The organism is Paenibacillus hemerocallicola (assembly GCF_006265175.1).
Taxonomy (GTDB): Bacteria; Bacillota; Bacilli; order Paenibacillales; family NBRC-103111; genus Paenibacillus_AB; species Paenibacillus_AB hemerocallicola.
In genome coordinates this window covers 52173-66368 of sequence record NZ_VDCQ01000007.1, presented here as the reverse complement: position 1 = coordinate 66368, position 14196 = coordinate 52173, and the positions used below count along the sequence as shown (strand labels likewise).

Sequence of the window (14196 nt, the reverse complement as noted above, 5' to 3'; positions counted from 1 at the left end):
CTATGGTCACTACGGTGCGAACTGAGTGATTAGTTGTCGACTCGGGATGTCTTGGCGAGCGTCCGCAAATCGTTCAGAACTACCTGAACAAAAGTAGCTCGCCAGTCGGCACATGTCTCTTTGCCGGTCTTTGCAACAATGCTTTATGCAACCTGGCAGCAGCATGGCATGCATACGTGAACCTCTTTGTCGTCCATCCGGTTGGCCCATTTTCCCGGATACGTTTGCCACTGATCCTATCCGAAAATTTGATAGGAGGACACAGTGTTTTGTGTAAGCGATTGCGAATGGCCGTGCCAAGATGGGTTTAGAGGAACCGGCTAATGAGCAGCACGCGAAGCTCAAAGAATTAGAAGCAGAATATGAGAAACTAAAAAAGCGATCGAGGACGATGATGATCAACTTGAGCAACAAAAGATTAAGAGCTACCGGGAGAGACTGGCCCGATAATCGGTGGGGGATACGCCTGCGACCGATTTGAATACTCTGCTGAAGTAATTTTGATCCGGATAACCGACCAGTTCGGCAATTTCCTTGTTCAGCATCTTGGGATAAGCTCGCATAAATTCCTGTGCCCGTTCTACGCGAAGCGCGGTGACGTATTCGACGAACGACTTGCCGCTGTAATCCCGAAACAGATTGCACAAAGTGGATACGGATACATAAAACTTATCGGCCAGTTCATTTAAGGTTAACGGCCGGCCAAGATGGTTATTAATATAACTCTCGATCCGGTCGAAGATAAGCCGAAGTTCATCCCGGTCTTTCTCCTGGGCTTCCTCCATAACAAATCCTTTCTTCAGGATCGTCCAGAAGGCTTCCGTCAATTCTTCATGGGACTGAACAACATCGATAATTTCTTCCACCCGGCTATCGAGGATCAAGCGTTCGCCGGTCTGCGCAAGTTTCTGCTGCGTCAGAAGCCGAACGATATGCTTCAGACTGATTTCGACTTTTACGGCAGGCGCTTGCCGGGCTTCCCAGCCGTTTATCCATTCGTCGATTAATGCCTTTAAGTCTTTCCAATTTCTGCGCTGGTACAGAGAAGTCAGGCGTATTTCGTCTATCTGGTTCAATTCGGATTGAAAGGTTTCGTCAGGAATCGCTTCTTGCCAATCGGGGTGAAAAATAAGCCGGGACCGCCCGATGACCGTATGCTCATACAAATACTTGATCAGTTCGGGAATATGGGCGGACAGCAGGGACCAATCGCGCAGGAGCCGGGAACAGACCAGAGAAGGCGCAATGCGGCTCGAATGCCGGAAGAAACGCTGAATATGCCGCAATATCTCCTGCCATCTTAACGGATCGTCATGACGAACCTTCATGATGATAATAAAATATTTGTTGTGATCCGAAGAGAAGCGCCACGCCTCTTCGTTCGTTTGCAGCAAGTGCCGGAGCGAGGAGCGGAAAGCGGTATCTTCATAATCGTAAGGCGATCCCGACAAGAAGGGATTTGATTGCGACATCAAATTTTTGACGATTACGGCGCGAAAACTTGGAATCGCTTCGGACAATTCGCGAATCGCCGCCGCAGGCGGCTCCTTAGATGATCGGATCAAAAGCTGCATCATTTTCCCAAGCTGGTCGACCTTTTCGTTTTCGACCTTTCTCAGCAGTTTGCCGAGCACGTTCTTAAGCGCCGCGGAATCGATCGGCTTCAGCAAGTAATCCACGACGTTGCTGCGCATCGCTTCCCTGGCGTAATCGAAAGAGGGATACCCGCTAATAATGACAACGGGTAGATTGGGCCACCGTTCCTGTATCGTTCTTGCCAATTCGATGCCGTCCATGGCCGACATGCGGATATCCGAAATCACGGCGTCGGGCAGCGTCTCCGAAATTCGTCTCAGCGCTTCCCTGCCGTTGTAGCATTCGTCTATGACCTCAATCGGAACGCCTTCCTCCCGGGCGTAGGCGCCGATAATTTGTTTCAGTTGCTCCAGAAAGAACGGCTCGTCATCAACTACCATAATTTTCATCTGCTGTCCCTCCGCGCTTTAACGTTCCCTGAATTTGAATGACGGCCCCGCCGTCTTCTCCGTTCATGACGGAGAAATGGATTTGTTCCCGAAAAAGGAAGCGAAGACGCGCGAATGAACTCACGACGCCCATTCCGCCAAGCGTCAGCTTCTCGCCGGGCACTCCGTCATCGAGCGATTGCAAATAATCGCTGATTCTGGTACGAATCCGCTCCAATTCGGCCTGCGGGAATCCACATCCGTTGTCGCGAATAACGAGCGTCCACGATTTTTCTGTCATGTTGCCGATAATCGCGATTTCAAGACTTTCCCCGCTTTCCCTGAAGCCGTGTTGAATGCAATTTTCGACCAAGGGCTGAAGGATCAGCTTCGGAACGACGATGCCCTCCATACTTTCGTCCGTTTCTATCCGATATTGCAGCCGGTGCAAATAGCGGCTTTGCATCAGCTCCAAATATTTGACGGTAAATGCCAACTCTTTGTCCAGCGTCGTGACAGGCGAAGTGGTCGCAATCGAATAGCTCAGGAAGCTGGCCAGATTGCTGCAGAGATGCACGACCCGGGCATTGTGCCCGTTCTCGGCCGAGGCTTGGATTACGCCCAGCATATTGAACAGAAAATGAGGATTGATCTGGGATTGCAGCGCGTCGAAATGGGATTGAAGCTGCTGCGTCCGAAACCTGATCGTCTCCTCCAAGGAATGATGCAACCGGTCGGTCATTCGCCGGAAGGAGCGGTTGATGGATTCGATTTCATCCATATGGAACATATTATCGATGTCGGGCTGGCCGTCGTGAAGATCGATCGAGTCAATCGCCTTTTTCAGCTTTTTCAACGGCAGGGTAAGCACGCGAGAGAGCAAATAAAACACGAGCATGGAGAAAACGATCAGCGCGGCCACGGACAGGATGGTCACGTCTCTGAATACGTTAAGCGGCCTAAACGCCTCATGCTTGGGTGCGATGATCTGGATCGTCAGACCTGATTTGGACAATTTCTGTTCATATTGATAGTTCGCCGCGTACGGAGTCAAGTTGCTGTCGCCACTCGAATACAAAATCTGCCGGTCGCGGTCCAACACATTGAGAACGGCGCCTTGAATATGCGCCAGTTTATCAGCGGGCATAATTTCGTTAACCGTATACTGGGCTTCCAATATCGCAAACCGGTTCTCGAACGGCGCCAGCAAGCGAATGAAGCTGAAGACGGGCACGGCTTCTTTCGCAAAGACGGGATCGGAATCGGCAAATCGAATGATGAGCTCCCCTTCGGAGGAAGCGGTTTCATGAAAGCGGGCACGGCCAACGGCCGCAAGTGACGGTTCATCCACATCGAAGCGATTGGAAAGCGCGCTGCCGTTATCCGTATACAAACTGATTCTGTCGATATCGGAATAGATCGTCGAAGTAAGGAAGAGGAAGCCTTCCACGGCGCGCCTCGATTGGTGAAATTCGAAAGAAAACGGATTCTCGGACATTTGCCGCAAATACTGCAGCACCGTTTTCCCGTCGGCGTCCTTATCCAAATACAGCTGGTTGCTTATATTCTCGAACTGCATGCGGCTATTTTCCAGCCGTTCGGCTGTCGTCGTAACCGTCTCGTTAATGGAGATGATCAAATTTCGCTCGATGTTTCGATGCAGATACAGATACATCGGAACGCTGACGCACACGGCGATCAATAATAAGACAAGCGAATAGGAGATAAAGAAACGGTTTTGTAGGTTCCTGCCGAGCTTCATTCGAGTCCCCCCTTTCCACTATAACACGATTGGCGGCCGACTTACCCGTTTCCGGGAAACTGCGAAGATTATCCAGATGATGAAAAGAAGATTTTCTATTTCACTTGCTTCCGCAGCTGTTTAAGATAAACATGTAACCGGTTCACACAAATCATACACCGAAGGGGAATGGGGACATGATGAGCAGATCAAAAAAAAGATTCGCATGGGTTCTGATGCTCGTACTTGCACTGTTGGTCTCGGCATGCGGCAAAAACGCGTCCGACACGGCGACCGGAGGCGGACAGGGAAAAAAGGAGGGCGGTAATGAAAGCGCTTCAGGCACTAAAAAACCGGTCGAAATGCGCCTGCTTGTCAACAACGATTGGGGCAAATCGGAAGGTTTGGCGGAAATTATTAAGAAGTACGAGGCGGAGACCGGCAATAAAATCACGATAGATATGGTTCCGCCGGAGCAGGCGCTTAACATCATAACGACCAAGATTTCCACGGGCGACGCGCCGGATCTTATCATGACCAACGCCGGATCGCAGTATATTCCTTACAATTTTCTGGAGCCGTTAAGCGGTCCGTGGACCAATCTGATGGAACCGAGCGTCAAGAAAGTCATCTCTGAGAACGATAAGGTGTATCAGGCTTACGCGGCTCCGATCGGCTATTACGGCGCCATTTACAATAAAGAAGTGCTGGAGAAAGCGGGAGTCAAGCTTCCCCTGATGAACTATCGGCAGCTTGTCGATGCGCTGAAGGCGATCCAGGCAACGGGCGTCGAACCGATTGTAATCCCCGGCAAAGATTCGTGGACCCATGAAATGATTCCGGCGCTCGGCGGCGTTCATGTCATGCAGAAAGACCCGAGTCTTGCCCAGAAAATCAGAACGAACCAAACGAAGGCGTCTCAAGAACCGGCCTTTATCGAACTCGCGGAGCGTGTCTTGGCGTTAAAGCCTTATACGAACAAAGACGCCCTATCGCTTCCGTACGGAGATGCGGCTTGGAAAAAAGTGTTGGAAGGCAAGTCCGGGATGGTGATGGTGGGCGACTGGCTGTATACCGATTTCGAGAGAATCGGGGGAGACGCGGTCAACAACGTTAGCATGATGCCTTTTACCTTGTCGAATGATTATATTAGCGGAGTCGTCGGTCTGACGCTCCGGGCGTTCGCCATTCCGAGAAATTCTCCGCATAAAGAGACGGCGCAGCAATTTATCAACTACGTGATGACAGCGGAGAACTTCGCCATATCCGTAAAGCCGTTTAAAGGCGCCAGTCCTTACAAAGGGTTTCCGACGAAAAAATCCGCCTGGCAGATCGACTATGAAAAAAAATTGGCGGACAATCAAATTCCGGTTACGAACTCTTATTTGAATGAATTCCTGACCGGGTTCCAGTACGGGGATTCGGGCGTGCTATGGCAGTCGATGTTCTCGGGCAAAGACATTAAAGCGGCTTACGACGACTGGTATAAAGAATACGAGAAGCTGAACAGAGTCGCCAAAACCCCAGGATTTTAACAGCGGATGAACACACCTTATGCGCCGGAACATGTACGCCCTGAGACAAGATCAGGATATGCATGTTAAGGAGGGAGTTTGCAATGCAGAAAGCCAGAAGCTATCCCCTTTATCTTGCTCTGCCCGCCTTTCTCTTATTTATGCTTTTCTTTGTTCTGCCTAATATAGCCGGATTATTCATGTCCTTTACCGATTGGTCCGCCTTTTATCCGCTTAATCCGATGTTTAACGGGCTGGAAAATTTCAAGGATTTGTTCGAGTCGTCCGTGTTCAAAAAATCGATCTTCAATACCGTATATTTCTCGGTTGTCACGACGGCGGCCAAAATCGTGCTTGGCTTTTTGTTCGCAATCCTGCTCCACAATCAGCTTCGGCTGAAGACGTTTTACCGTACGCTTGTTTTTGCGCCCGTCGTCATTAATCCGATCGTCATTGCAGTGATTTTCAAGGCGCTGTACGAAGATGTCAACGGTCCCATTAACGCCGGCCTCCGCTTCATAGGCCTTGATGTTCTGGCGATGCCCTGGCTGTCGGATCCGCGCATCGCCATGCTCTCGGTATCCGCCATGGATATTTGGATGGGCGTCGGCGTGACCATGATCGTCTTCCTTGCCGGCCTGCAGTCTGTTCCGGAGGAATTTTACGAAGCGGCTACGATCGACGGAGCCGGCGCTTGGCAAAAATTTATGCGCGTTACCTTGCCGCTGACAAGCTACGCGCTGATGATCAATACGATGCTTTCCCTCATCAACGGCACCAAAGTCTTTGCCCAAGTATACGGCTTGACGAACGGCGGGCCTGCCGATGCTACCCAAGTGTACGGCACGTTCATCTTTAAAAGTTTTGGAGCGGGCTTGTTCGGATATTCGGCTGCGGCCGGATTGCTGTTTACGATCGTAATTTCCGCAATCAGCTTCCTGTTGCTCAGGCTGTTCAAAAGGATGGAGGTAGAATACTGATGGTTCAAGCGCAAGCGCGAATCGCGCTTATGGATCGGGAAGGCCCGATAGCTCCTGCGACTTTGCTGGGGGCGAATTTGGATATGACCATGTATACCCATGAAGGACTCGTGTCGGAACGGTTGAAAAATCCGAAGTTCTGTTATCCGTTCCATGCTCAGACCGGCCTTGCCCACGGATGGAGTCCTTCGATTCACAATATGGGCGGGATGCATTGCCGGCTCGTCCGCGGCGTCAGTCTATCCGGCGACGAATCGCAAATGGTGCACGTTTACGGAGGAGGGCCGGGAACGAGGGCCATTCTTCAGAAGGGAGTCGTGCTGAGAGCCGGCGAACGGCTAGAGGCGGAACTATGGGCAAGGGTGAGGCACGCTCCCGTCACGCTGGAAATTTCCATCCATTCCGTATCGCGAAAACCGCGATTTGACACAGGCCGGATCGTGGTCGATACGGCGCACTGGAAGCGGTTTACGGTGCCATTGCAGACGGATAGCGGCGATGACAACGCCGTGTTCTCCATCGATTTCATCACGGACGGCGAAGTTTACTTCGATCAGGTGCACTTGCGGCCTGCCGACGCCTCTTCTCATCTGAATCGGCATATGGACAAGTTCATGGGCGAGATGCGGCTTCCGACGATGCGCTTTGCCGGCGGCAGTCTGTCCGGCGTATACGATTGGAAGAAGGGCACGGGTCCGGTTCACTTGCGTCCGTCGCTCCCCGATCCGGTGTTCAAATGGAGAATCGATTACGACTACGGCATCGAGGAGTACCTGGATCAATGTCTGCGTCAAAACATGTTTCCGTTCCTGAACGTGCACATCGGCGGCAGCACGCCCGAGGCTGCGGGAGAGATGGCGGCCTATTGCGACAATTGGTATCGGGAACGGGGGCTCGAGCCCCCGACCGTCTATTTTATGATCGGAAACGAAGAGTACGGCTTCTGGGAGCCAGGACACATGAATGCGGCCATGTACGTGGAGGCGCTGAAAACGTATGTACCGGTCATTCGTCGTCACTATTCGTCTCCGCGCATCATTGCGATCGGCGTAGAGGAGAGCGAGGGGGCGCCCAATCAGGCGGCCGAGCCGCTGAGAGAGCGTGTGTTGAAGGAGGCGCAGGGGCTGTTCGACGTGTTGACCATTCACAGGTATTGCACGGGCTGGTCGGACCGGCCGGCGGAACAGATCGGGTTTTCCGTTGCGGGCGTTGAGTCGATCCGCCGCGATTTGACCGCGCTGATCGCGGATTGCCGGGCGGCAGGCTCTGCGGCTACCGCCGCAATGACGGAATGGAACATTTGGCTGCAGGCGGCACATTGGGACGATCAACGTTTCTTCGAGTCTGACGATGCCAGACACGGCATTTTTTATTCCGGAGTTATTCATGCGATGGCCGCATTGGCGCCGGATATGGAGATGGCCACCTACTATAATTGGGTTAATGTGATGGGCATGGTTCATACGCACGGAGGCGCCGTGCAAGAAACGGGAATTTCTGAGCTTTACAAGCTGTACAGGCCTGCTTTTCCCGGGAAGGTGCTCCCCGTAAATCTGGAAACGCCAATGCTGGAAGACGGGCATGCGCAAGTCGATGCGTTGGCGATTCGAAGCGATGAAGCCTGTTATGTATTCTTATGCAACCGCTCGGCGGAGCATAGCTGCGCCGTCCAGGTGGTCGGCAGCGGAGCCGATTCGGAGCTTCGGCTGCTGCATGCCGAATCGATGTTGGAACCGATGATCGAGAGGACATTTGCCTGGGCCGATCCGAATCGGGAAGTGCTTGAATTGCCGCCCCTGTCGGTCGCCCGAATTCGCTACGCTTGCGAGTAAGACGACCGGGCAGGGAGGTAAATAGGATGGTTCAAACAAAGCGTTATAAAATTTGGAGTTTTCTGATCGAGCTTATTTTTCTATGCATTGCCGCTATTTATATCGTCCCGATCTGGATGGTGCTCGTTAACTCCTTCAAATCGCAAAACGAGGCCAACCTGTTCCGGCTAACGTGGCCCGCCGAAATGATCTGGGACAACTATCAAATCGTCATGAAAGAAGCGAACATTCTGCTCGGCCTTTTTAACGGCCTTTATATCGGGGGAGTCGTCGTGCTGGTCACGCTGCTTTTCGCCTCCCTCGCTGCGTTTTATTTGGCGCGCTCGCAGACCCGGCTTTCGAATTATTTGTATACGCTGTTCGTTGCGGGGTTGATCATTCCGATTGCGATTCTTCCCACTTATTTTCTGTTTCTTCTACTGGGATTAAATAAAACTTACCTCGGTCTGATCGCCATTTTCGCCACCTATTCCTTGCCTTTGAGCATATTTCTTTTTACCAGCTTCATCAAAACGATTCCGGTTTCTCTCGACGAGGCTGCGACCATCGACGGCTGCGGACCGACTCGCGTATTCGCGTACGCGATCTTCCCGCTCTTGAAACCGGTCGGCATGACGACGGCCGTATTTACCTTTCTCCTCGTATGGAACGAGTCCGGCATATATTTATACTTCGCCAACAGTCAGAAGTGGCCGTTAACGATGGGGATTTACGAATTTTTCGGCAAATACAATCAATCATGGAACCTTGCTTTTGCGGACATTATTTTGGGAATCATTCCGTGTCTGTTGATTTTTATTATCGGACAAAGATTTATCGTCACCGGTCTTACTGCGGGAGCCGTTAAAGGCTGACGCCCGCTTTCATTTCAACCCTTTCGAATCATTAAACAATAAAAGGAGAGATCCTTATGCAGCAGTATCCCGTAATCCCGAAAGAAGAATTTATCGACCGGCAGCAGAAGGTCAAGGCGTTTTTGAAGGAAAACGCTCTGGACCTATTCATTGCATACGCGGACGATAAGGCCGTATACGGTCCGGCTTATGCGCGCTGGTTGTTTAATTATGCGCCTCACTTCGAACCGTGCTGCATTTTAATTCCCGCCGAGGGAGAGGCCGTTATTCTAACAGGGCCTGAATCGGATCAGTTTATTTACGCCACTTCCCACTGCCGGAATGTAAAAGTGATTAACGAGTTTTCGCACCCGGGCGAAGAGTATCTGTTTGCCCAAGTAACTACTCTGGAAAGCGTAATCGGGCAAATGCGCAAAGAGCTTGACCGCGACATTTCGAAAGTGGGGATCGTCGGGCTGGAGATGATTCCGCATTTGCTTTATGAGGCGATGGGAGCGATATTCGGACCGGGGAATATGGTCGATATCGAGTACCAGATGTTGAAGCTTCGCGCCATAAAAAGCGAAAATGAAATCCGGGTCATCGAGTACGCTTATTTTATCGCGGAAAAGGGACTCCAAGCTGCCATTCGGAGCATTGCCGAAGGGAAGTCCGAACGGGAAATCGCCGCCGAGGCGGAATATACGATGCGTCGATTAGGATCGGAAGGAATGGGCATCGACACGATCGTCGCCTCCGGCGTCCACAACACTTACCCCGTTCTGGCAAGAACAACGCACCGGAAAATCGGACAGGGCGATCTCGTTCTGTTAACCATCGCTCCAAGATACGAGGGCTATCATGGCGCGCTTGGCATGCCGGTCATCCTGGGGAAGCCGGATAAAGCAGTCGAAGAAGCCATGACCGCCGCAATTGAAGCGCAGCATGCCGCCAAGGACGCATTGCGTCCCGGAACGCCGGGCCATGTTGTGGATCGGGCGGCGCGTCAAGTTCTTGAGAAGGCGGGTCTTCAAAGCCATGTGCAATATTCGGCGATTCACAGCGTAGGCGTAATTGAGTTCGAAGCGCCGATTCTGACGTCCGCCTATCGCGACGAAGTTCAGGAAAATATGGTTTTCTCCATCGATATTCCGCTGTTTTCCGCTCCGTGGGGCGGTTTGCGGTTTGAAAATGGCTTCCATGTCACCAAAGACGGAGCGCGCCCCTTGCAAACCGTCCAGCCGGAAATCATCTGTCTGTAATCGGAACCGGCATAGAAAGGAGGTTCCTGCTCTCATGGCTGACATCATTCTGCATCCGGAGCTTACGCTCCCTCCCCTTAAGCGTCTGCACGGAGTGAATAACGGTCCCGTCTGTTACGGATCGCTCCTGGACGTTACGCCTTATTACGAAAAAGCGGGCTTTCCGCTGATCCGGCTGCACGACACGAACTGGCCGAATCCGGGCGAGGTGGACATTCATACGATATTCCGCGATTTTTCCCGGGATGCCGACGACCCCGCCTCGTACGATTTTTCGCGTACCGACGAATACATCCGTTCCGTACTGGCTACGGGTGCCAAGATCGTATACAGGCTGGGGGAAAGCATCGAGCATACGAAGGTCAAATATTACGTACATCCTCCCGCCGACATGGAGAAGTGGGCGCGCATCTGCGTGAACATTATCCGCCATTACAATGAGGGATGGGCGGACGGTTTTCATTACGGCATCCGCTATTGGGAAATTTGGAACGAGCCGGACAATCCGGACCGGAACTGCATGTGGTCGGGAACGCCGGAGCAGTATTACGAGATGTACCGGATCGCGGCGACCGCGATCAAGCGGCACGATCCGGCTTTGAAGGTGGGCGGTCAAGCCGCGACGATGGTCAACCTGCCGTTCACCGAAGGGTTCGTCGCCTACTGTCGGGACAATCGGCTGCCGCTCGATTTCTTCACCTGGCATACGTATGCGGACGAGCCCGGCCAGATCATGCGAAATGCGTTGAAAGCGCGAAAGCTGCTGGACGAGGCAGGGTTTGAGGATACGGAAAGCCATCTGAACGAATGGAACTACATGCGGGCGGACGAAGGTACGGAAGCGGAGCTTTGGGGGCGGCTGTGGAAGCCGGGGGGAGAGACGTTTCGGCGGAGCTTGTTCGAGCGGCAAAAAAACGAAGAGGGTGCCTCATTCGCAGCTGCGGTGTTCGCGATGCTGCAGGATGCCCCCATCGACGAAGCGAACTACTACGACGGCCAGCCGCACGAGCTGTTTAGCGGGCTGTTCGATGCGTATGGCATCCCGCAGAAAACGTACCGGGTGTTCGAGCAATTTCAGTTGATGTGCGCCTATGGGAAGAGGGTCGGCTTAGCGATCGGCGAGTCGGCTGCCGGCTTATACGGCTTCGGCGTCTCTTCGGACGACGGAGCGGAGATGGCGATGTGGATCAGCAATTTCTGCGGCGAGAGCCGCCAATATTCGATCGAGGTGGTCGGGGGTGGGGGTTCTGCCGCCCATGCTGCGGGCACAAGCTGGCGAACGGAGTGTCGTCTGCTCGATGCGGAGCGGAATTTCGATTCACCGGCGGTTATCGCGGGTGAGGATGGAGCAGTCGAGGTATTCCTGCCCAGGCATTCTGTTATGGTGCTGCGTTGGAAGCGATTTTGATACTGTTTATCAAATATACATTTCGGGGCATGCAGCGATGACGGAGGATCGGACAGCATGTAGCGCGGCGAGGGTATCGATGAAGAAGAAACAGTAAATAAACTGCTGCCGGGGGGAAGGGCTGAGTTGGGCATCGTCAAGCAGCCACGCCGAGGGCCGAAAGGCGAGCTTAGCGTCCGGAGGAAAATTGTCGACGCGCGGCGATCGAGATTGCCGGCCGAAACGGACTGGCGGCCGTTTCGATGAGCAGAGCCGCCCAATCGCTCGGCTTCGCCACGATGTCGCTGTACCGCTGCATCCGGACGAAATTTGTTGAAGCGGTAAATGATGGGAATTACCGCTGCGGAACTATATGGCATATAGAAGAAGCATGACATCGACATGACGCAAGAAAGGCTGAAGCTGGTGAACGTGAAGACAAGCAAATCCAGATGGCATGGCCAAAGATGGCATTGTCCATATTTCCCCGTATGTTGCGCAGAGCGCTTTACGACACGCGCGAGCGGCTGCTGTCTACCGAAGCGGCTCGAATCGCTTTTCTGGAAGATTCGCTCGCTCCCGAACAAGGGGATGCCATGCGGATGCCCGGAAGTCAGTCCGCTATTCTGATCAAACGCAAAAAAAGCGTCAGTTTCGAACTGAATTCCAGTTCAACTGGCGCTTTTACCCTTATGAACGTAAGCTAAGGCAGGTGGCGGACCGTGTAGTCAATTCCCGTGCAACGATTTAGCTATCCGTCCTTGCCATCTGAGCTGCCTTTTCCGAATAGGGTCCATGATTGCCTGCATCCGTCTGCGCTGCACGCGATTCATATACCATGGAGCATCGATTCAAGAAATTCGTGACACTGCTTAGATGAAGGTGGTCTTTGGCAGCGTGCTGGATCTGTGTGATATTTTTGCGTCCGGCGCAGAGCATAATACGATGGACTTTCGGGCCTTATGTTGCTTGCACAATTAATTCACATTGTGAATTTAATGTGCTACAATACAACAGATGGTTTAGGAACCGTTAAGCGCAACAGTTCCATAGCGGAAAGGAATTGTACTCGTCATGTTAAGCACTTCGGAAATACTCGTGTTGACGGAAATCCAAAAAAGCGAAGGCATATCCAGAAAGGCGCTGGCGGAGAAAACCGGTCTCTCGCAAGCTTCCTTGACGAAAATAACGCATAAGCTGGTCGCGGAGTCCTATATAACCGAAGGCGAGCGGATCGGAAGCGGCTTGGGTAGAAAGGAAGTGCTGCTTACCCCGAATCCGGACAAATTCAAATTTCTCGGTATCGATATCGGCGGATATCGGCTTCGCCTCGCTCTGGCCAATTACCGCTATGAGTTGATCCGCGTAGAAGAGTATTTAATCGGGGAATTGGAAGACAAGGAAGACGTGCTCGGGGAGCTGATCGGCAAGCTGCAGTCGTTTCTGGAGGCGGCCGGGACGACGTCCGTCGATGCGATCGGGGTAAGCGTGACCGGGATTATCGACATCGGGAGACGAACGATTTTGAATATCCCGAACTTGGACCGATGGAACCACGTAAACATCGTAGAGGCGTTATCGAACCGTTTCGCCTGTCCGGTATATTTGGAGGAAAGCGGCCGGACGATGGCGTATGCCGAGAAGCTGGCAGGCAAAGCGAAGGACGCGGCGGATTTTATCGTAGTCCATGTGGCGTACGGCGTCGTTGCGGGCATCTATACGAGCGGCGAGCCGCTTCGGGGAGCCGGCAACGTAGGCGGCTTGCTCGGTCATATTACGGCAGACGAAAAAGGCATAAGATGCCGCTGCGGCAATTACGGCTGTCTGGAAAATGTCGTCACGTTTCCGATGCTGGAAGGGGAATTCCGCAGAAGAAGCGGCGGCAGCTCGGCTTCGTTGGCAGAGGCATACGGAATCAATGACAAAGACGCGCTGGACGTCTGTATCGGAGCCGGCAAATCGATCGGTATCGCGCTCAGCAATGTCGTCAATTTATTCAATCCGGAAACGATTTACTTGGGCGGCCCCGTCTTCGAACGGTTCCCGATCGTTTTCGAAGAAGTGAGGAGGACCGTGCTGCTGCGGGCGAACCGGTTCGCGACCGTCGGCATGACGCTGGACAAAACGACATTCGGCGACAGGCAAGGCTTGCTTGGGGCGCTGACGCTGGCAGGCACCTCTTATATATCGTCGATGGAAAAATGAATGAATACAACCGGCAGGTAGCCGTCTCGCTTGAGACGGCTATTTTCGTTTTTCTTTAGTGTTTTAGGGAAGGAAGCAGTTTTTATCGCTCCTATGTCGGTTTACGCGTCCGCATACAACCTGGAGACCTTGTGATGAGGCGTGTAGAATACGTTGCCGTAAATAGAGGAACTTGATTCCGTTATTGTCCCGAATTCCGTTGCACCCTTGAGGATAAAGGAACAAAGCTTCCGTTATCTAGATCTTTCGGATGAAAATGGAGAGTAAACAGCGGAATAGCGGCATGGTTTTCCGTTATTTTGCGATCGACAAGGGTACTCGGATCCAATAGCATACGCTAGTTCCGCTATTTATGGATTCGCGGAATTGCCGGCGGAATTGCTGGCGCCGACAAAGGCGGTCGGCCTTCACCGATCTTGCGATACATATACTTCTGTACGCGAATTATGCTGTATACGGTGAACAAAGAACCAACTAA

Annotated in this window: 10 protein-coding genes; 8 read left to right on the top strand and 2 right to left on the bottom strand. The window is 52.5% G+C overall.

The features are described from left to right. Positions 1 to 425: 425 nt before the first annotated feature. Both FE784_RS07095 and FE784_RS07090 read right to left on the bottom strand, forming a co-directional pair. Positions 426 to 1985, bottom strand: coding sequence for a response regulator (locus FE784_RS07095; RefSeq protein WP_139601446.1), 1560 nt, complete (start codon positions 1983 to 1985; stop codon positions 426 to 428). Next, positions 1966 to 3726 carry a sensor histidine kinase gene (locus FE784_RS07090; RefSeq protein WP_139601445.1) on the bottom strand — a complete coding sequence of 587 codons (1761 nt, stop codon included), beginning with the start codon at positions 3724 to 3726 and terminating at the stop codon, positions 1966 to 1968. Before FE784_RS07090 ends, FE784_RS07095 begins: the two co-directional genes overlap by 20 nt. A gap of 176 nt (positions 3727 to 3902) precedes the next feature. Here FE784_RS07090 and FE784_RS07085 point away from each other — a divergent pair, with 176 nt between their 5' ends. From FE784_RS07085 to FE784_RS07045, 8 genes are all read left to right on the top strand, one after another. Continuing rightward, complete coding sequence (locus FE784_RS07085; protein WP_139601444.1) at positions 3903 to 5240, top strand: extracellular solute-binding protein; 1338 nt, start codon at positions 3903 to 3905, stop codon at positions 5238 to 5240. Between the two features lie 83 nt (positions 5241 to 5323). Beyond that, the gene (locus FE784_RS07080) at positions 5324 to 6199 is read left to right on the top strand and encodes a carbohydrate ABC transporter permease (RefSeq protein ID WP_176706012.1); all 876 of its coding nucleotides are present in this window, start codon (positions 5324 to 5326) and stop codon (positions 6197 to 6199) included. Then, a complete protein-coding gene (locus FE784_RS07075; protein ID WP_139601442.1) occupies positions 6199 to 8031 on the top strand; it encodes a hypothetical protein in 1833 nt (610 codons plus the stop codon). The genes FE784_RS07080 and FE784_RS07075 overlap by 1 nt, the downstream gene beginning before the upstream one ends. Positions 8032 to 8057: 26 nt before the next feature. After that, positions 8058 to 8885, top strand: a complete 828-nt coding sequence (locus FE784_RS07070) for a carbohydrate ABC transporter permease (protein WP_139601441.1) — start codon at positions 8058 to 8060, stop codon at positions 8883 to 8885. 56 nt (positions 8886 to 8941) lie between these two features. Further along, positions 8942 to 10126, top strand: a complete 1185-nt coding sequence (locus FE784_RS07065; RefSeq protein ID WP_139601440.1) for a M24 family metallopeptidase — start codon at positions 8942 to 8944, stop codon at positions 10124 to 10126. A 34-nt stretch (positions 10127 to 10160) separates the two neighbouring features. Continuing rightward, positions 10161 to 11534 carry a GH39 family glycosyl hydrolase gene (locus FE784_RS07060; RefSeq protein WP_176706011.1) on the top strand — a complete coding sequence of 458 codons (1374 nt, stop codon included), beginning with the start codon at positions 10161 to 10163 and terminating at the stop codon, positions 11532 to 11534. Between the two features lie 446 nt (positions 11535 to 11980). After that, the gene (locus FE784_RS07050) at positions 11981 to 12220 is read left to right on the top strand and encodes a hypothetical protein (RefSeq protein WP_139601438.1); all 240 of its coding nucleotides are present in this window, start codon (positions 11981 to 11983) and stop codon (positions 12218 to 12220) included. A gap of 367 nt (positions 12221 to 12587) precedes the next feature. Then, a complete protein-coding gene (locus FE784_RS07045) occupies positions 12588 to 13718 on the top strand; it encodes an ROK family transcriptional regulator (protein WP_139601437.1) in 1131 nt (376 codons plus the stop codon). Positions 13719 to 14196: the final 478 nt, after the last annotated feature.

Bases quoted from the DNA above. Each gene is read 5' to 3' on its own strand.
- FE784_RS07095 (WP_139601446.1), bottom strand. From the start codon at position 1,985: ATGAAAATTATGGTAGTTGATGACGAGCCGTTCTTTCTGGAGCAACTG.
- FE784_RS07090 (WP_139601445.1), bottom strand. From the start codon at position 3,726: ATGAAGCTCGGCAGGAACCTACAAAACCGTTTCTTTATCTCCTATTCG.
- FE784_RS07085 (WP_139601444.1), top strand. From the start codon at position 3,903: ATGATGAGCAGATCAAAAAAAAGATTCGCATGGGTTCTGATGCTCGTA.
- FE784_RS07080 (WP_176706012.1), top strand. From the start codon at position 5,324: ATGCAGAAAGCCAGAAGCTATCCCCTTTATCTTGCTCTGCCCGCCTTT.
- FE784_RS07075 (WP_139601442.1), top strand. From the start codon at position 6,199: ATGGTTCAAGCGCAAGCGCGAATCGCGCTTATGGATCGGGAAGGCCCG.
- FE784_RS07070 (WP_139601441.1), top strand. From the start codon at position 8,058: ATGGTTCAAACAAAGCGTTATAAAATTTGGAGTTTTCTGATCGAGCTT.
- FE784_RS07065 (WP_139601440.1), top strand. From the start codon at position 8,942: ATGCAGCAGTATCCCGTAATCCCGAAAGAAGAATTTATCGACCGGCAG.
- FE784_RS07060 (WP_176706011.1), top strand. From the start codon at position 10,161: ATGGCTGACATCATTCTGCATCCGGAGCTTACGCTCCCTCCCCTTAAG.
- FE784_RS07050 (WP_139601438.1), top strand. From the start codon at position 11,981: ATGGCATTGTCCATATTTCCCCGTATGTTGCGCAGAGCGCTTTACGAC.
- FE784_RS07045 (WP_139601437.1), top strand. From the start codon at position 12,588: ATGTTAAGCACTTCGGAAATACTCGTGTTGACGGAAATCCAAAAAAGC.